Source organism: Burkholderia paludis, assembly GCF_000732615.1.
Taxonomy (GTDB): Bacteria; Pseudomonadota; Gammaproteobacteria; order Burkholderiales; family Burkholderiaceae; genus Burkholderia; species Burkholderia paludis.
In genome coordinates this window covers 18,517-36,807 of the sequence record NZ_JPGL01000008.1, presented here as the reverse complement: position 1 = coordinate 36,807, position 18,291 = coordinate 18,517, and the positions used below count along the sequence as shown (strand labels likewise).

Here is an 18,291-nt window from a genome sequence, read left to right as displayed (position 1 = left end):
TCATCCTGTCGGCACGCGTCGTCAAACGACGCGGAATTCGCGCTGCAGATAGACGAGCGTGTCGTCGTCGGGCGCCGCGCAGTGCAGCGCCACCACTTCGCCGACCAGCAGTTCGTGCGTCGCGGCGCTCATCGACGCCACGAGCCGGCAATCGAGCGCGATGCATGCGCTCGCCAGCACCGGCGAGCGCGTCGCGAGCTCGCCCCACTCGCCCACCGTGAAGCGCGCGTCGCGTTCGTGCGCGGTGCGGCCCGCAAACACGTCGGCGAGCAGGCGGTCGGCCGCGCCGAGCGTGTTCACGCAGAACACCTCGTTCGCGATCAGCCGCTGTGCCGACACGCTGCCGCGATTGACCGACACGAGCACCGTCGGCGGCGCATCGGACACCGACAGCACGGCGGTCGCCGTCATGCCGCAGCGCCCGGCCGGGCCGTCGCTCGTGAGCACGTGAACGGCCGACGCCACGCGGCACATCGCGTCGCGAAAGCGCTGCGGCGAAGTGCCGATCGACTGGTCGGGGAACCGTGCGGGTTCGTTGTGGATCATGTCCTGTCTCCGTACATGGGGAAAATGCCGCGCGCCGCGCTACCGGTTCACCAGCGCCTTCGGCAGCGACAGCGCGAGCAGCCCGCCGAGCGCCATGCAGCCGGCCATCATGTAGAGGCCCGCGTCGTTCGACGCGGTCAGTTGCTTGAGCAGCCCCATCAGGTAAGGACCGAGAAAGCCCGCAAGATTGCCGATCGAATTGATCATCGCGATCCCCGCGGCGGCCGCGGTGCCGCCGAGAAACGCCGTGGGCAGGCTCCAGAACAGCGGAATCGCGGTGAGAATGCCCATCGTCGCGAGCGTCAGCGCCGCGATCGCCAGCCCGGTCTGATGCGCCCAGGCAACCGCGAGCACGAGCCCGACCGTGCCCATCGCGCCGGGCAACGCCAGGTGCCAGCGGCGTTCGCGGCGCCGGTCGGAACTGCGTGCGATCGCGATCATCGCGACCACCGCCAGCGCGTACGGCACCGTCGACAGCAGCCCGATCGTCAGCGGATCGGCCACGCCCGTCGCATGAATCAGCGTCGGCAGCCAGAAGCCGACGCCATACAGGCCGATCACGAACGAGAAGTAGATCGCGCACATCAGCCAGACGCGCGGATTCGCCAGCACCGCGCCGAGCGACAGGTGCGACTTGACCGCTTCCTCGGCCTTCACGTTGCGCTCGAGCAGTTCGCGCTCGTCGGCGTCCAGCCACTTCGCCTCCGCAATGCGGTCGTCGAGCAGCGCGTACACGAGCACGCCCGCGAGGATCGACGGCAGCCCTTCGAGCAGATACAGCCACTGCCAGCCATGCCATCCGTTGAACCCGTCGAACGCCTTCAGGATGTAGCCGGAAATCGGGCCGCCGACCACGCCCGACAGCGCGACGGCCGTCATGAACACGGTCGTCATCCGGCCGCGCCGATTCGCCGGATACCAGTAGGTGAGGTACAGGATCACGCCGGGAAAGAAGCCGGCTTCCGCCGCGCCGAGCAGGAAGCGCATCGCGTAGAACGCCGTCGGCGTCGTGACGAACATCGTCAGCGCGGACACCGCGCCCCACGTCACCATGATCCGCGCGATCCAGACGCGCGCGCCGATGCGGTGGAGGATCAGGTTGCTCGGCACCTCGAAGATGAAATAACCGAAGAAGAAGATCCCGGCGCCAAGCCCGTAGGCCGCGTCGGACAACCCGAGATCGCCGGCCATCTGCAGCTTCGCGAAGCCGACGTTCACGCGGTCGAGATAGGACACCAGGTAACAGAACAGCAGCAACGGCATCAGCCGCCATGCGACCTTGCGATAGGCGGCTTCCTCCGACACCCGCAATGCGGGCGATACGGTCGATACGAGCGTCTCCATGATTTTTTTCCTTTCGTGGGATCGGTTGTTTTTCGTTGTGCACTGCATCCCGCATGCGCCGCCCGGTCGAGACAGCCACGATCCGGCGCGCACGCCGGCCGGCCGCCCTCCTGCGGCCGATGCATGCGTGTGCGCGGGGTGCCGTGGGCCGCACGCGTGCGTGCGGCATCCGTCCGGCGGTGCGGCGGTCTGGCTCGGGCGCCGCCGATCAGGCGCGCATCGGCCTTGCGAGAACCGATTGCGGCCGTGCCGCGTGTCCGGGGAGTCGTTGTACGTCGTTGTGCCCGGAAACCGCATCGCCGGCGAGGCATGACGCGCGCATGGCGCGCGGATGGTCGAATACTCGCTTCATGATCAGCCTTTTGCTCACATGCCCGCTTAGGGCGCCTTTAAAACGTCCGCCGGCGTTTGAAGCCGGGAACGCACCGCTGGACCGAGCGCCCTTTTGGAGCATTCGATGCCGTGATCCTGTGCGGCCGCGCGCGGCGGCCGTCATTGCATTTCGGGCGGGCGATCGCGCAGCCCGGCCATGTAGGCAACCGTGCGATCGCGATACGCCGCCGACACCCCCGCGTCCACCAGCCCGCGCACCAGCAGGTCGCGGTAGCGCGCGCTCGGCGCCGCGTCGCGATCGAGCGTGACCGCGCCGCGATACGTCAGCGCGCGCTCGCGTTGCCCGCCCGGCATCCGCACCTCGACCGCCACGCGCACATAGCGGCCCAGGTGCACGCCTTCACGCCGCTCCAGCGCGTCGAGCAGCCCGATCGGCAACCGGTACAGCGCGCCTTCGACGAGCCCGTCGGCGGCCGGCTCGATGTTCGCGCAGCAGACCGGCTCGTTGAGCGACGCGTAGTTGAACGCCAGGCGATGGCCGTCGAGCCGCGCCGCGCCCGCGACAAACGGCGTCGCGTCGCAGCCGAGCGAAGCGGACAGGCTGGCGAGGTTCATGCACGAGCCATACGCGAAGTACGTGAAGTGCTCGCCGCGCAGCAGGTCGTCCGTCGTCATCGCGCTGCCCGCCGTGCCGGGGCGCCCGGAATCGCGCGCGCGTCCATCAGAACGCCGCGCTCGGGGCCCGCGTCGTACCGAGCACGTAGTGGTCGTAGATCGCCGCGACCGATGCGATCGAGTCGAGCAGGAAATCGCCGATCGGAATCTCGATCCGCAGCGTCTGCTCGATGAACAGCACGAAATGCACGAGCGACAGCGAATCGAGCAGGTTGGCGTCGAGCAGGTTCGTCTGCGCGGTCACGCGCGCCGGTGCACCCGGGTCGATACCGGCCAGAAACGTCTTCACGTTGTCGATCAATTCGTCGAGGCTCATCATCCGCATCACGATCACGCTCCAGAAACACTCGTTCATCCCGGCCCGCACGCACGCATGCGGGCATCGTTTTCATCGAACCGCAGAGTCGCTCACATCGTCTTTCGTTTTTGACTTTCGATCGGGCGTCGTGCACCATGCGACGCGTCGACACGACAAACCCGGCCAGCATCTCCATCAGAGATAAATAGGAGACTTAATCAATATGACAACCCTCACACTGTTCTACTGCCCCGGCCATCTCTCGTTTGCACCGCACGTCATCCTGCGCGAGCTGGGCGAGCCGTTCGAACTCGCACTCGTCTCGATCAAGGACGGTGCGACGCAGAGCGCCGAATTCAGGCGGCTCAATCCGAAAGGCAAGGTGCCCGTGCTGCATACCGGCGACGCGGTGCTGACCGAGTCGTCCGCGATCCTGCTCTATCTCGCCCTGCGCTTTCCGCAGGCGCGGCTGGTGCCCGATACCGCGATGGGCGTCGCACGCGCCGTCGAATGGATGAACTGGCTCGCGTCAGTGCTGCCCGGGACGGTCGCGCTCAACTTCCATCCGTCGCGCTTCAGCGACGATACCGCCGCGCACGACGGCATCCGCGCGAAAGGCCGCGCGGGCATCCTCGACGCCTATGCGCAGATCGACGAGCGGCTCGCCGCGCACGACTGGGCGCTCGGCGAGCACTACTCGATCGTCGATCCGATGCTGCTGATCTTCTTCAAGTGGGGGAACATGCTGAAACTCGACATGCGCGGATTCGCGCACTGGGCCGCGCACACGGAGCGCATGCTCCGCCGCCCGGCCGTCGCGGCCGCGTTGTCGGTCGAACAGATTTCGGTCTGGGCGTAGCGACGAAGCCGGATCGGGCCGGTGCCCGATCCGGTATGCCACTCGCATCCGTCGTGTCTCCACCATCTTCTCAGGTCCTTTTCGCCGCTTTTCTTTCTCTGCTGCCCCGGTCTTGCGCACGGACATGGCTTGTGGGTGTCCGGCGGGCCATCGACGTCGCGACTCCGGGAACAGGAGCCGCGACTGCAATCTTGCATGGCGTTCTCTTCGCTCGAATCACCGTGCCATCCAGCACATTTTCCGTGATCGCGTCGAATGCTTGAACAATGCAGCATCCATTTCGAGCGGTCCAATATATTTTTCATTTACAACTAAGTCGAATTACATATCAGACATTCGCGGCGAGGCAGATCTGGCCGCCTCCGGCCGGAATCGATCGCAGCGGATCACGCAAAGTTGAAATTGAATTGAAAGAAAGTGATGCGGGAACGGCCGCGCAGGTCAACCGGGGGCGCCGGCCTGTGCCCTCAGGTCGGCTTTCGGCTGCGGCCTTCGCCAGGTACTTTGTGTGGGGAACGTCGTCGTTTCGACGACGTGTGCGACGCCGTCAAGCGCGCCGATACGGCACGCTGCCGGGCGAGCCCGGCGCACCGGACAGCTCGCCGACGGCACGCGTTAGCGACAGCGCGCGGACCAGCGCCGTCGCGTTCACGCGTTACTGCCACCGCTGCGAATGAAAGAATAGCGATCGATGTCCGTTCTCTTGCCCCACCCGCGGCCACTCCAGTACGCGTGCGCGATGTCGTTGGTCTTGAGAACGTCGACGTGGCTTTTGACGATGCCCAATGCTTCCAGGCCAACCAGACAGTGCTCGACCAGCTGGTTGGCGATGCCCTTGCGCCGATGCGCCGGCAGCACGACGAGATGCTGGAGATAGCCGCGCCGCCCGTCGTGACCGGCCATCACGCATCCCACGATCGCTCCGTCGAGCACCGCCACGAAGCTCAATCCGGGGTTGCGTTCGAGGTATCGCCCGGTGGCTTCCCGCGAATCCGCATCCCTCACGGTGACCCCCGGCGTTTGCCTCATCAGGTCGAGCACCGCGTCATAGTCTTCGATAGTCATGACTCGAACCGTCAACATCGAACCTCCTCGGAAATGAATAACCGGATTCAGATCGGATGATGATGACACGCTTCCGGACATCGGGTATCGATGCGGCAACCGCCGCCCGGCATCGAACATTGGCCCGATGCAAGCCATTGCGACGGTTCTCGCTGCAACAGGGCCAACCTCATCGTGGCCGCCATGCGTTATGATCTGTCCGCGACTGAAACTGCTTAAACCCGGCGATCATGAAAACAGCGGGCCTTCAGCATTAATTCGGAAAAAAATCGTATGCCCGCGCCATGGAATCCGGCCATCGGGCCGTAAGCGTTCAGCATTCCCGGTGCCGCAAGCAAGTCAAAGAATGCGTTGTTTCCCCATCGGATGCCGACAGACAGAATAAATCGACGCATTCGTTTAATTTGATGATCCCCATGAAACTCAATAGACTTTGCAGCATCGCGCTTGCCGCCATGCTTCTCGATCCGTTGATGGCGGTTGCGCAGACCGCCATCGGCAAGGAGCTGTTTACCGCTCGATGCGCCATGTGCCACGGGGCGGATGCTACCGGCACCGGGCCATTGGCGCGGAAAAGCAACCCGCCTACGCCCGACCTTACGTCCGCCGCGTTCAAAACCCGGCTGAAAAATTACCCCGGCGTCATCGTCTCGTCGATCGTGCTTCGGCCCAATGGCAACCTGATTCCGAATACCTTGCGGGAAAACGGCGTCAAGCTGCCCGCGCATACGTGGACGGACAAGGAGTTAAGGGCGATCAATGAATACATGATTCATCTCATCGCCAGGAATTAAACGATCGCGGCCTTCGCCGTTGGCGCATGCGCTCGATCCGTACCATGCGGCTCGCGCCGAAGGGGGCAACGCTTCGCCCCCTCGCCCGGTTCAATCGTCGCGTCTTTCTTGCCTTTGCGCGGCTTGGAAGTGGCGCGTCGCTCGCCGGTTCATGCCTCGTACTCGAGGTTCGAGGATTCGGACAAGCGCGTCGCACCGACCTTGTTCATCCGCCAATACTCGCCTTGAAGTCGGCGAGATTTCAAACATCGTCGGAGGCCGATCCGGAAAGGCAAACCGGCCCCCGGCCGCCCGCCTTTCAGCCGCTATCGTGGCGACGCATGCACGCCGCGCTCGACGACCTCGGTCACCGCGCGCTCGCCGGATTCGATGGCCCCTTCCATATAGCCCGCCCAGCGCGTCGCGCTCTCCGTACCCGCCCAGTGGATCCGGCCGCACGGCTCGCGTAACGCCGGGCCCTGCGCCGTGAGCGTACCGGGCGCCATCACGCCAACGTACCCGCCCTGGCTCCAGGGATCGGAAATCCAGTCCTTGTCGACATAGCCGACCGGCGACAGGGCGGCCGGGCCGAAAAAGCGCTGAAGCGTCCGCACCGCCACCTGGCGCCGTTCATCGCTGGTCGCGGGCGCGTGCTCCCGGCCCGCGCCCGCGGCGAAAAAGCCGACGAGAAATCCCTGCTCGCTGCCGGGCGGCGTGGCGTCCGCGACAGGGCCGAACGGCGCGACATCGCTGACGGCCTCGCCCGACCATCCCCGTTCCCGCCAGAACGGGCGCTCGTAAGCAATCAACGCCTTGATCACGGAGCCCATCGGCATGCGGGCATGCAGTTGCATGCGCATGGCCGGCAACGGCGTCGTGAAATCGATGCGCACGGCGAGCAGCGGCGGAATCGCGACGATGAGACGCGACGCTCGCACGTCGCCTTGCGCGTGCCGGATCGTTACCCCGGTTTCCGACTGCTCGACCGCATGCACGGGCGCATTCAGCTTCAGCACGCCGGGTAACAGCGCGTCGGCCAGACGCTCCGCCAGCTGGAAAACGCCGCCGTGCACCTTGAAGCGTTGCGCGCCGTCACCGCGCATTTCCACCAGAGTCTGTATCGTCCCGCCGGCCGCGACAAAGTTCAGGAGGCCGAGAAACGAGACTTCGTGCGGCTCGCTGGTACAAAGGGCGCGCGTCATGATCTTCATGAGACTGCGGCCGCTGCGCGTGAACATCGACTGCTCCATCCACTGGTCGAGCGTCATTCGATCCCAGCGCGCCGCATCGGCCGCCTTCCAGGGCGCCTGCGGATCGATGGTCTTCGCATTCCGGTTGACACGTCGCATCGCGCGATCCGCATCCAGCAAGCCCATGATCGACATCGGGGGAATGCTGCCGGTGTAGCTCCGCACCTTGCCGCCGATGTCGAGGACTCGACGGCCTTCCACATATTGCTCGTAAAGCTCGAGATCAAGCTCCCGGCACAGCGCGACAGCACGGGTCTGGCCGGCCCCGAGCCACTGCCCGCCCAGATCGACCGGCTTTCCGCATAGCGTGCCGCCGTGAGTCCGCCCGCCGACGCGATCGCGCGCTTCGAGCAAACACACGCTATGGCCGCGCTCGCCGAGCAGCTGTGCTGCACGAAGCCCGGCGAGGCCGGCGCCGATGATGCATACGTCAACGCGCTCTGTCCCAGTCATGACGATTCCCTCAAGATTCCCCGCGGAGCGGATTGCACCCGACGCGATTCGAACGCCAATCACCCGGGCGGCAGGTTCGCACGGACCGTCGATCGTTTCAGGCGGTGCGTTACCGTGGCGGTCGCGACGGCTGCGGACCGACGGCTCGATATGCGCGTCGGCCAGACGCCCGCCGTACGGAATGCTTGCGTATTGCCTCCTTTCGGAGTGGTGTCTCGGGATTCCGTCGTCGACCAGGTGTCGATTCTAGAGTCGCATCGTGAACGCAGATCGATGATCCGTGCAGATTCGTGGCTTCTGCGTGCACATGCGAACGGTTCGCGGCCGGCGTATCCGGATGATCGGGCCGGTCCAGACGGATTCGCGCCGGCCGCTGCGGAGCAAAACCCTGGCGCGATGTCCGGAGGGGCGGACCTGACCGCGACGCGCCGTCGCCGTGTTTTCCTGCAATCGCCTCGGCGACGCATGCCGCACGCCATACCCTCCTCATCCGCGATGACGTAAGGCGGATGTCACCGGGTCGTCATCGCACCGCCGCGACGGCAGCGGCGGCCGAAGCGAATCCGAAAGCCCGGGGCCCCTAAACATGAGCGCGGTGGTATACGAAGCCGGCATTCGTTCCGCCACCCCGACCCACGGCAATCTGGATATTGAGGTGCGCCATGGCCTCGAGATAGCGGGCGTTGCGCAAGGGCCCCGTCACGACCGGTGCGAATCCCGCACTTTCCGCGATTCCGGCAACCGTGGCGTTGGCCTGCGCATCGTCGCCCGCGATGAACGCGGTAACGGCGTGGCCATCCCGATCGATGCCATCCGGCGTCATGATGTCGGCGAACACCGTGTTGAAGCACTTCACCAGGCGCGCATCCGCCAGCAGGCGGCCAATCGCCTCGGCCGCCGATCCGTCCGCCCCCAGCGGCAGCGGCGACCAGTCGTCCTGCAGCGCATTCGTTGCGTCCACCACGATCTTGCCGGCCAGCCGATGCGCAAGCGGCGGCAGGACCTCCGCGCACGCCTGATAGAGGATCGCGACAACGACTGCATCGCCATACGAGGCGGCCTCTTCCAGCGACACGATACGGTACCGGCTGCCCGGGCGCGCCCGGGCGGGATCGCGCAAGCCGACCACCACGTCATGCCCCGCCGCGACCAGCAATTCGGCGAGATTCCCCCCGAAGTTTCCACCGCCCAGAAATGCGATCTTCATGGCCACGCTCCGCAATTGATTGAGTGGCATCATTCTTCCAACAACGGTTTCCGCAATCAATTAGGTACCTGAGGGTAACCATGACGAAGAAGATCAAGTTGCCGCCCGACGCGTTTCTGCAAGTCTGTCCATCTCGCGCCGTGCTCGCGCGTATCGGGCAGAAATGGACCGTGCTGTCCATGGTTGCGCTGAAGGACGGGGCGATGCGCTTCGGCGACATCAAGCGCCGCCTCGAAGGCGTCTCGCAGAAGATGCTGACCCAGACGCTGCGCGCGATGGAGCGCGACGGGCTGGTGGTCCGCCATGTTTACGATGAATTGCCGCTGCGCGTCGAGTACGTGCTGAGCCCGCTGGCCGGAACGCTGCTTCCGCTCGTCATCGATCTCAAGGCTTGGGCGGAAGATGCGCTCGCGGCGATCGAAGCCAGCAACCGCGCATTCGATCGCAAACATCCCAGGTAGCGAGGATTGCTGCCGGCCGAGTCGAACCCGTGAGCATACCGGGACGCTCACGGCTCACGGGTTTGCCCGCGAACCTGCAAACGATCCGGATATTTGACGCTCCCCGTCTCCGGCATTTTTCCGATCGTCTGCTGCGTGAAGTCTCGCGCATGCGTGCGACGGCGGCCCGCCGTACTAGACCTCAGCCGTCCTGCGCGGACACCCCGGCAATGGAGACCGGCCACGCCATCACGCCATCACGCATCCCGCGCGACGATATCCCACGCGGTATGACACGCCTGCCCCGGCAGCGTGAGCGCGCTCAGCGCGATCCGGTCGCCCTGTTGCGTCGCGAGGCAGAGTTTGTGAGGCGCCTGCAGCAACACGCTTTCCCCGTTGCGCGACAGTCGGGCACAGGGTGCCGACGGCTGGCCGCTCAGGTAGGACAGCGAAAGGTCGAGTACCATGCGTGCGCGCGTCACCTCGAATTCGATCCGGTGCGACGTCCATGCTTCGAACGCACTGCCCTGCGGATTACGGAACGACGTGCCCGCGGCGAGACGCGGGACGTTCGGCAGCACGTCCTCGTGCGCGGCGACGAACGACAACCCGCTGGCGGCCAGGCGTTCGAGCGGGTGCGCATCGAGTTCGGCCGGCTGCTCCCGCATGCCGGGCTCGGGCGCCAGCGCGAACGCCTGCCCGTGCTCGATCGCATGCTCGGCATCGCGAGCGAGATATCGCCAGTGATTCAGGAAACGCACGTCGCCCGTCATGTGCAGGCCACGGATCGGTTTGCCCCGATGCTCGAGCAGGATCCGGACCGTATCGAAATCGTGCCGCTCGTGCAGCCCCCACTTCGTCACGAAATTCTGCTCGCAGCCGACGAGACTCACCTCGCCGAGCCCGCCCCACAGATGCAGGAGCGTCGTGTCGAAGCCGTGGATCGCGACAAAGTCCTGACCGACTCTTCCCGCCTGCTCGCGAACATACTGCGCAAACCGCGCCCAGGGCTCGCGGCCGCCCACGACGAGCCCCGCCTGCAACGGCTGCCCGACCCGGTCGAGCACATCATGGACACACTGTTGAATCAGCGCGTCCCGCCGTTCGCCGATGATCGGATTCATCACGAATGCGCAGAAGTGGGCGTCGGGGGCGACATGGAGGCGATCGTCGTCCGGCACGACGTCGAAGAGGTCGAACCGCGGCCCCGGAAACCAGATATCGGCATCGTAGAGCGCAAGCGTGCGCAATTCGGGATCGCCGTCGAAGAGCATGGCCGCGGAGATGTACCGGTCCCACGCAAGGTCGCCGACGCCTGCGCCGGCGTAGACCTCGATACCGTCGTCGCGCAGCCGCTGCCGCTTCTCGTCGGACAGGCCGTAGCCGATGACGCCGATGCGCCCCCGGTAGTCCGTCGCGCGCAACGATACGATGAACGGAATGACCATCTCGTACCAGGCTTGCCGGTTGTCGTCGATCGCGAATGCGACGAGATGGCTGCGGTGGGTCTCGCTGTTGTCGGACGTGCTCATGCGCATGTGGCGGGATCGGTAGTTCGTGTTTTGATTCGGTCCGGCTGCGGGTTTCGACGCGCGACGCCGATTGTCGGGAAGCAATCGGATCTTCACCCGTGCCACACGACAACAACAGGCATCAATCAACGTCCGGCGCATCCGTGCATCGGGCAAGCAACGCCCGATTGTAATGAAGATCGCAGTGCACCAGTGAAGGAACCGAAGCCGGGGCGTCCGCGATTGGACGCGTTGGGTCGCTCGAGCGACCATGCAGGGCCGAGGCGTTCCGTGTGGATGGGCCGGCGAGCCGGCCGCGACATGCGGCAAGCTCGGCTGCGGGTGTGCAGACGAGCCCGTTGCCGTCGATTTGAGGCGCGTCATGCGCCTTCATTTTCATCAGATCATTCGGCATCCGCCGACGGACCGAACCAGTCCCAACGCCGCCGCGATCCTTCGGAACCGTGCGGCATGCCAAACATCATGCCGGCCCGGTTTTCACCCGGCGTAGACAAAACGTAAGCACTCGACCGGCGCCGTAGCGTGGATCGTTGACGGCAAGAACGCTGGATGAAACGAGGCCGGTTGGCCCCGTTGCGGGTATGGAAGCAAAAGCCGGATCGCGATGAAGCGCCCCGGCTCTGAAAGCTTATTGCCAGCCCGGATGCCTTTCTCGATAGTATTTCAGCGCAGCGTCGCGCTCGTGTTCGGCTTGCCGGGCCAATTGCTCGGCGCGAGCCATATGGCCACCGAACTCACCACCATGCTCCTGCTGGATGACATGCATTTCTTCGATGGACTGCTGCAGATCGTGCGTTGCTGCCATCGCCTTGTCATGAAGTTCGTCGGCAAACGCGACGTTAGCGGCCAGAATGGCGCATACGAGTACCGGGATTGTTTTAATCTTCATCATGTTCGAATCTCCAAATATAGTGGGTCGTGTGCACCCTGCTGAAGAACGCGGCTCGAGTGCGTTTGGTGCACGGCGCGTCACGTGAAGTTGTAAGTTTTTATAACGCCGCGCTTCGTTGCGATCGTCTGGCACGGAGACGAAGAATGCTGTCGAATGAGCTCAGCGTGGGCGGTAGGCGACAGCGATGGCGCCACGTATCTCGGCGAAGTGTTCGCGACGAGTACTGGCTGTTGTAGAACGGTTTTCAGCCGGTCAAGCGCCAGGCGTCGCCATTCGGCGAAACACGAAACCAATCACCCGGCATGCGCAAAGACACGACAGGCGCCGCGTCACGGTCGATCGCATCGCGCAGCGCCGTCCGGCCCGTCGGCGCGCCCCGCTGCGCCCGCGTGCGTCATCACGATGCCGATCGCAACCAGCACGAGCGCCGGCGCCACATACCACTGCAACGGTTCGCCCAGCAACGCCGATGACAACAGCACGCCGAAGATCGGCACGAGAAAAAGATAGATCGATACGGCGCCGGCCTTGTTGTATGACATCAGGCTGTTCCACAGCAGGAAAATCGCGGCGGAGACGAATGCCAGATAGGCAAGCACGAGCGCGGCGCCGAGCGAGAAGTCGAATGGTGCAATCCCGACGTTCGCGGCACCGACCGCGATCAGCGCAACACCACCGATCAGCATCTGCATCGCGGTAAGCGGCAGGACGGGGAGGACCGCGGGCGCCGCCTGCTTGCTCAGCATGTTGCCGAATGCCGCAAGGAACATCGCCAGCAACATCAGTGCCTCGCCGCGTCCCATCGTGAATGCATAGCCGTTGGCCATCACGTGGTAAAGCACGATGCCGGCGAACCCCAGCACGGCGGCCACGACCTTGGTCGCGGTCATGCGATCGTCGGCATGCATCAGATGCGCGAGCCCCAGCTGGAAGAACGTGAGCGTGCCTGCGATGATCGAGCCTTCCATGCCGCTGCTCATCGCAATTCCTGCATAAAAGAACACGTACTGCAGGAATGTCTGCACCGCACCCACGCGCACGATCGCGACGATGGCCGCCCGATGCAGCGGCGGCCGGGAAACGCCCGCGACCGTCATCAACGCGAACAGCAGCAGCGCCGCCAGTACGAAGCGGTAGCCCGCATATTCGATCTGCAGGAACGTGTCGCCACGCCGGATGCCCAGCAACCCGTATCCGACCTTCACGACCGGAAACGCGCTACCCCACAGGCAAGTTGCCGTCAGCGCCGTCACGAAGCGGCCGGAAGGCGCCGACAGAAAGCGCGTGGCGCCGGACGAAGCCGGCTGCAACGATCGCTCGATCAGTTCATCTTGCAACATGGCCTCCAGCGACCAGAAGGTCTGCTCCGGCAATGAATGACCCATCCCGCGACGCGCGAAAACACGGCGCGGCCGAGGATATGTTGCCGCGCGAGCGGGCGTTCGACGATCCCCGCGCCCAGTCCGTGTTCATCGATAGGGCGATTGCCCGATGTCGATGCGATATAGCCCGGGCACACGCAGTTGACGCAGATAGTGTGACTGACGAAATCGATTCGTCCAGCATTTCGTCGCCCCTCACACGGCGAACCTGGTATCTACACCACCCTATCCGGTTGCGATGAGGTTGCCGATTGACGCTCTGAGTTTGTCGTGCGAAATCGGCTTGTGAAGCAATATCATTCCGTTTTCATGCGCATCGGCCAATCGGTCGGCGGCCGTATCGCCGCTGATCAGCATGGCCGGAATGTCTTCGTTATATTCCATGCGGACCCGTTCGATCACGGTGATGCCGTTCTCGTCGCCACGCAGGCGGAAATCGCACACCAGCAGGTCAGGCCGTTTCGCGCAAGTCGAAAGACTTGCGATGATCTCGTCTCCGGAGCCGGCTGCAACGACTTCGTATCCCCATATCGTCAATAGTTTCGACATCGCATCACGTATCGGCTGCTCGTCATCGACGATTACCACAAGCCCCGTCGCGGAAGACGTGTCGAGCCTTTCAGCAACGGGAAGCTCAATCGGCACGGCCATGCCATCCGAGAGTTCGATCACGATCTCGAAGCATGACCCGCGACCCGGTTCCGATTGCACGGCAAGCTTGCTTCCAAGGAGGTCGGCCAGGCGTCGAACGATTGCCAGGCCAAGCCCCAGCCCCTTTTCACGATCCCGTTCCGGATTTTCAATCTGGTAATACTCCTGGAACACGAGGTCGAGCAAGTCATGCGGGATGCCCCGCCCTGTATCCCATACCTGAATGGCGACATGTACGCCGCGAAGCCGGCAGCCTACGGCGATTTTGCCGGCGTCGGTATAACGCACCGCATTGGACACAAGGTTTCGTACGATACGCTCTACCAGTATCGGATCCGAATATACGACTGCGCGAGTGGGAACATGGGAAAGCGTAATGCCTTTTTCCGCGGCATCGCTCGCGTAGTCGCGACAGATTCGTGCGAGGATCGCGTCGATCGCAAATGATTGATACTGAACCTCCACGACACCCGCATCGAGCTTGGAGATGTCGAGCAGCGTGGCGAACAGTCTGTCGAGGGCCAGCGTGGAAATCTCGATCTGTTCGACGATGCTTTTTCCGTCGGCATTCATCGGGATGCTGCTCAGTGCGCCGACCAACAGACTGAGGGCATGCGACGGCTGGCGCAGATCGTGGCTGGCTGCGGCAAGAAACCGGGATTTTGCGAGACTGGCCTCTTCTGCAATCTGTTTCTGTTTTCTCAGGTCATCCGCCAGCTTCAAGACGACGTCGTTTTGAGCCTGAAGATCGACTGCCAGCTTTTCCGCATCGAATCTCAATCTGATGTTCTGCGTTGCCGTACGGTTGCCGAGGATGCCGAGGTAGCCGATCACACAGACAAACAGCGACATCATGGGGGCGGTCACCTGTTGGACACGGTTCTCGGAAAGCGCAGTAACGATCACATAAGGGAGGGTGGCAGGCAGAAGAAATGCAACGAACGCGGGGAGATACGCGCTAAAGACAGGAACGGATCCTGCGACAACGCCAAGCGTGGCGATCACCGCAAGATAGCGAATTTCAAAGTTGCTGCCGGTTACCAGTTGAACCGACGACCATCCCCATCCGATTCCTTCAGCAAGACTCAAGGCGACGAACCAGGCAGCCCAAAATGACCGCCGGCTGACGAATGACCCCGATTTCCTGTAGAAGCGGGACAGCAGGATATGGCCACCGGAACACGTCCCGATGTAGAGAAGCCACGAGGCGCCGATTACAGGATCGAGTTGCCCCAGGCGATGCAGCGAAACGACAAGAACGATCGCGAGCAGCGTTGCGCCGATAACACTGAGATCAACGATGCCGTACACGATCTTGAGTTGCTCGGCCGAAATCTTGTCTCGAAATTGAATCGTTGTATTCATCAATCACCTCATACTCTTTCCGATCCGGTAGTCGGTCCCTGGTCTTGCCGAACACCGAGGGGTTCCACACCGCATCCTCGATCGACAGGCCGACGAACCGCCGGAACAGCAGGTTGTACGTGATCTGCTTCACCCATTGCCGCTCGCCTCGGAAGCTGTGCGGCACTGCAACAGCATCGCCCGCTTCGGCGTCCCGGGGGCGATACGCGGCGGTTTCCCTTCGCATTCGTCTCGTTCATCGTCGGGAGCGTCTCGTCCATCTTCGACAGTGCTTCGTTCAGTCACATCCGGATCAGATATGGCAGCGTCTCCGACCGGAGCAACACCATACATTCGATTCTTTCGATTTCTTTACAAAAATAGAAAAGACACCGAACAATAAAAACCAAAAAGAGGGGAAATTGATTCAAGCGGCGCTTATCTTGCCTGTTGCGTTGATAATGCCTCCTCGATTTCAATCGATATCCTTAATAAGTTTGAAGTCAGGAGAAATGTCACGCAAGCTACATGCTATCTCAATACATTTGATATTTTCCAGTATATCTCTACGTTTAATTATCAAATAATAGTTTTGATTCCACTAAATGATGAACAGAACTTTTAAAACCGTAGTGAATGACGACAGGGGTAAGGAAACTCAGCGAGTGTCCGGCCGGACGAGATCGAACCGAAATGCCCGCCCGGTTGTCTTTCCGATTGTCGTACTCGGCGTGCGGCCGGCGGTTGGCAATCTCCACCTCACCACCGATGGAACAGCACGGCTCCCTTCATCCGCCTCCGCCGATATCTCTGCCGCTCCCGGCACACAGCCCGCGCCCGATGCCACCGAGATGATCCTGTCGCCGGCCCGCCCGCTTCGCCGGACGGGCGCTACTGCGCTTCGCCTGATAGCGGCCGAGCAAGCCGCCGTCGCGGCGTTGGCGCCCCCTGCCGGGCATACCGTGGATTGAGTTTGCTGTCGTGGCGCGGACCTCTTCGCTGTAGTGGCCGCGCTGTATTTCTCCCCATGCAGTCAATCAAAGCAGGAACGAGACATCATGCCCCACCAGAGTCGACGTGATTTTTTACGTGCCGCAGCCCGTACCGCAGGCGCAGCCACGGCCATGAGCATCTTGCCCGCCGGAATTCGCAACGCGCTTGCGATTCCCGCGCACAACGCCACCGGCACCATTCAGGACGTCGAGCATATCGTCGTGCTGATGCAGGAGAACCGTTCGTTCGATCATTACTTCGGCTCGCTACGCGGCGTGCGCGGTTTCGGCGACAAGCGCGCGCTGTCGCTGCCGAACGGTCAGTCGGTCTGGGCGCAGCCGACCGCGCCGGGCGCAACGAGCTACGTGATGCCGTTCCATCCGGGCGAGCAGAGCACCGGCATGACGCTGGGCGAGACCTTCATCGTGGATCTCGCGCACGACTGGAACACGACGCATCAGGCGTGGAACCAGGGGCTTTATAACCAGTGGGTGCCGGCCAAGGGCGCCGCTGCAATGGCCTATCTGACGCGCGAGGATCTTCCGTTTCACTATCAACTGGCCGACGCATTCACGATCTGCGACGGCTACCACTGCTCGGTGCTTGGCCCGACCGACCCGAACCGCTTCTACATGTGGACCGGCTGGGTCGGCAACGATGCCCAGGGCGGCGGTCCGGTGCTGGACAATACGCGTCTCGATCCCGGCTTCACGTGGTCGACGTTTCCCGAGACCCTGCAGTCCGCGGGTATTTCCTGGAAGGTCTATCAGGATGTCGGCAATGGCCTGAACGAGGCCAACGAGTGGGGCTATACCAGCAACCCGTTTATCGGCAACTACGGTGACAGCGCGCTGCTCTATTTCGCGCAATATCAGAGCGCGGCGGCGAGCTCGCCGTTGCACCAGGGCGCGCTGAGCGGCACCAACGTGCTGAACGGCGGCACGTATTTCGACCAGCTCAAGGCCGACGTGGCGAACGGCACCCTGCCGCAGGTATCCTGGATCGTGGCGCCGCAGGCATTTTGCGAACACCCGACCTGGACGTCGAACTACGGCGCCTGGTATGTGGACCAGATTCTGCAGATTCTGACGTCGAATCCGACGCTGTGGAGCAAGACCGTATTCCTGATCAATTACGACGAGAACGACGGTTATTTCGATCACGTGGTGCCGCCGTTCCCGGCCGGGAGCGGCAACGGCAAGTCGACGGTAGACACGATCAACGAGTTCTATGTCACGGGCACGGGCCGCTATGCGGCGGGTGTCAATGTGTCGGGCCCTTACGGCCTCGGGCCCCGAGTGCCGATGCTGGTGGTGTCGCCGTGGTCGCGCGGCGGTTGGGTCTGCTCGGAGGTTTTCGATCATACCTCGGTGATCCGCTTTATCCAGAAGCGCTTCGGTACCGCGGCGAACAAGCATTTGGCCGAATCGAACATCACGCCGTGGCGTCGCGCCGTGTGCGGCGATCTGACCTCGGCGTTCAATTTCGCCACGCCGAACGAGTCGCTGCCGCAACTGCCCGATACCTCGTCGTTCGTACCGGCGTTCCATCCCGCGAATCCGCCGGCCGCAGGCACGACTTACACGCCGTCCGCGCCGACGGTTCAGACCCAGCCGACGCAAGAGCCGGGGGTACGTCCGGCGCGCGCGCTGCCATACGAACTGTTCGTGCAAGCGAGCACCGAGCGCACGCCGGGCTTCTTGTCGCTGCGCTTCTCGAATACCGGTACGGTCGGCGCCGTGTTCCTGGCCTATGCCGCGGATGGCAGCGCGCCGCACAGCTACACGGTGGAAGCCGGCAAGCATGTCCGGGATCAGTTGGCGCTCGGCTCTGGCGGCACCTACGACTATACGATCCTGGGGCCGAACGGCTTCCTGCGCCGCATCGCAGGCACGGTGGCGAGCGGCATGCCGCAACCTGAAGTCGGTGAGGCCTACGATGTCGCCAACGGCAATCTCGAGGTGTGGTTCGAGAATCCGGGCCGGCAGCCGCTCGATTTCTCGATGACGAACGCGTACGACCCGGGCAAAACGGTCACACGCACAGTTCCGCCCCGCGGCAAGGTGCAGGTCGACCTGGATCTGCGCCGGGCCTGGGGCTGGTATGACGTGAGCGTCAGCGTCAAGCAGGCGACGGGCTTCGTGCGTCGTCTCGGCGGCCACGTGGAAACCGGTCGACCGAGCTTCAGCGATCCCTTGCTCGGCAGTTAAGCGCACGCGGAAGGCTGGCGGTCCGCCCCATCCGGCAGCATCGC

General features: G+C 63.4%; 15 protein-coding genes and 1 pseudogene. 4 read left to right on the top strand and 12 right to left on the bottom strand.

Features of this window, described 5'->3' with window-relative positions; all coding sequences use genetic code 11:
- Positions 1 to 21 precede the first annotated feature (21 nt).
- From GQ56_RS0105320 to GQ56_RS40010, 4 genes are all read right to left on the bottom strand, one after another.
- On the bottom strand, positions 22 to 546 hold the full coding sequence (locus GQ56_RS0105320) for a flavin reductase (protein ID WP_031397662.1): 525 nt from the start codon (positions 544 to 546) through the stop codon (positions 22 to 24).
- Between the two features lie 39 nt (positions 547 to 585).
- Positions 586 to 1,890, bottom strand: coding sequence for an MFS transporter (locus tag GQ56_RS0105315; RefSeq protein ID WP_031397661.1), 1,305 nt, complete (start codon positions 1,888 to 1,890; stop codon positions 586 to 588).
- Between the two features lie 492 nt (positions 1,891 to 2,382).
- Positions 2,383 to 2,898, bottom strand: a complete 516-nt coding sequence (locus GQ56_RS0105310; RefSeq protein ID WP_031397660.1) for a gamma-glutamylcyclotransferase family protein — start codon at positions 2,896 to 2,898, stop codon at positions 2,383 to 2,385.
- 46 nt (positions 2,899 to 2,944) lie between these two features.
- Positions 2,945 to 3,253, bottom strand: coding sequence for an acyl carrier protein (locus tag GQ56_RS40010; protein ID WP_052001406.1), 309 nt, complete (start codon positions 3,251 to 3,253; stop codon positions 2,945 to 2,947).
- Between the two features lie 166 nt (positions 3,254 to 3,419).
- Between GQ56_RS40010 and GQ56_RS0105300 the strand changes: the two genes are divergently transcribed.
- Complete coding sequence (locus GQ56_RS0105300) at positions 3,420 to 4,055, top strand: glutathione S-transferase family protein (RefSeq protein WP_031397658.1); 636 nt, start codon at positions 3,420 to 3,422, stop codon at positions 4,053 to 4,055.
- A gap of 648 nt (positions 4,056 to 4,703) precedes the next feature.
- Here the strand turns inward: GQ56_RS0105300 and GQ56_RS0105290 are convergent.
- Positions 4,704 to 5,120: a GNAT family N-acetyltransferase gene (locus GQ56_RS0105290; protein WP_235212631.1), complete on the bottom strand. Its 417-nt coding sequence runs from the start codon at positions 5,118 to 5,120 to the stop codon at positions 4,704 to 4,706.
- Between the two features lie 455 nt (positions 5,121 to 5,575).
- Between GQ56_RS0105290 and GQ56_RS0105285 the strand changes: the two genes are divergently transcribed.
- Positions 5,576 to 5,914, top strand: a complete 339-nt coding sequence (locus GQ56_RS0105285) for a c-type cytochrome (protein ID WP_407638577.1) — start codon at positions 5,576 to 5,578, stop codon at positions 5,912 to 5,914.
- A gap of 305 nt (positions 5,915 to 6,219) precedes the next feature.
- Here the strand turns inward: GQ56_RS0105285 and GQ56_RS0105280 are convergent, their stop codons facing one another.
- Together GQ56_RS0105280 and GQ56_RS0105275 are read right to left on the bottom strand one after the other, a co-directional pair.
- Entirely contained in the window at positions 6,220 to 7,596 is a 1,377-nt protein-coding gene (locus GQ56_RS0105280; protein WP_031397655.1) for a flavin monoamine oxidase family protein, read from the bottom strand.
- 580 nt (positions 7,597 to 8,176) lie between these two features.
- Positions 8,177 to 8,803, bottom strand: coding sequence for an NADPH-dependent F420 reductase (locus tag GQ56_RS0105275; protein ID WP_031397654.1), 627 nt, complete (start codon positions 8,801 to 8,803; stop codon positions 8,177 to 8,179).
- Positions 8,804 to 8,883: 80 nt separating this feature from the next.
- Between GQ56_RS0105275 and GQ56_RS0105270 the strand changes: the two genes are divergently transcribed.
- On the top strand, positions 8,884 to 9,264 hold the full coding sequence (locus tag GQ56_RS0105270) for a winged helix-turn-helix transcriptional regulator (protein ID WP_031397653.1): 381 nt from the start codon (positions 8,884 to 8,886) through the stop codon (positions 9,262 to 9,264).
- A gap of 236 nt (positions 9,265 to 9,500) precedes the next feature.
- On the opposite strand, the gene GQ56_RS0105265 is transcribed toward GQ56_RS0105270, so the two are convergent.
- The 5 genes and pseudogenes from GQ56_RS0105265 to GQ56_RS46380 all read right to left on the bottom strand — a co-directional run.
- The gene (locus GQ56_RS0105265; protein WP_235212630.1) at positions 9,501 to 11,138 is read right to left on the bottom strand and encodes a hypothetical protein; all 1,638 of its coding nucleotides are present in this window, start codon (positions 11,136 to 11,138) and stop codon (positions 9,501 to 9,503) included.
- Positions 11,139 to 11,403: 265 nt separating this feature from the next.
- Positions 11,404 to 11,667, bottom strand: coding sequence for a hypothetical protein (locus GQ56_RS0105260; protein ID WP_031397651.1), 264 nt, complete (start codon positions 11,665 to 11,667; stop codon positions 11,404 to 11,406).
- Between the two features lie 329 nt (positions 11,668 to 11,996).
- Complete coding sequence (locus GQ56_RS0105255; protein ID WP_052007176.1) at positions 11,997 to 13,007, bottom strand: DMT family transporter; 1,011 nt, start codon at positions 13,005 to 13,007, stop codon at positions 11,997 to 11,999.
- Positions 13,008 to 13,274: 267 nt separating this feature from the next.
- A complete protein-coding gene (locus tag GQ56_RS0105250; protein WP_043301137.1) occupies positions 13,275 to 15,065 on the bottom strand; it encodes an ATP-binding response regulator in 1,791 nt (596 codons plus the stop codon).
- Positions 15,058 to 15,269 (bottom strand): annotated as a pseudogene (locus GQ56_RS46380) (transposase); the annotation flags it as partial. The pseudogene GQ56_RS46380 and the gene GQ56_RS0105250, both read right to left, overlap by 8 nt.
- A gap of 833 nt (positions 15,270 to 16,102) precedes the next feature.
- Between GQ56_RS46380 and GQ56_RS0105245 the strand changes: the two are divergent.
- A complete protein-coding gene (locus GQ56_RS0105245; protein ID WP_031397648.1) occupies positions 16,103 to 18,247 on the top strand; it encodes a phosphocholine-specific phospholipase C in 2,145 nt (714 codons plus the stop codon).
- Positions 18,248 to 18,291: the final 44 nt, after the last annotated feature.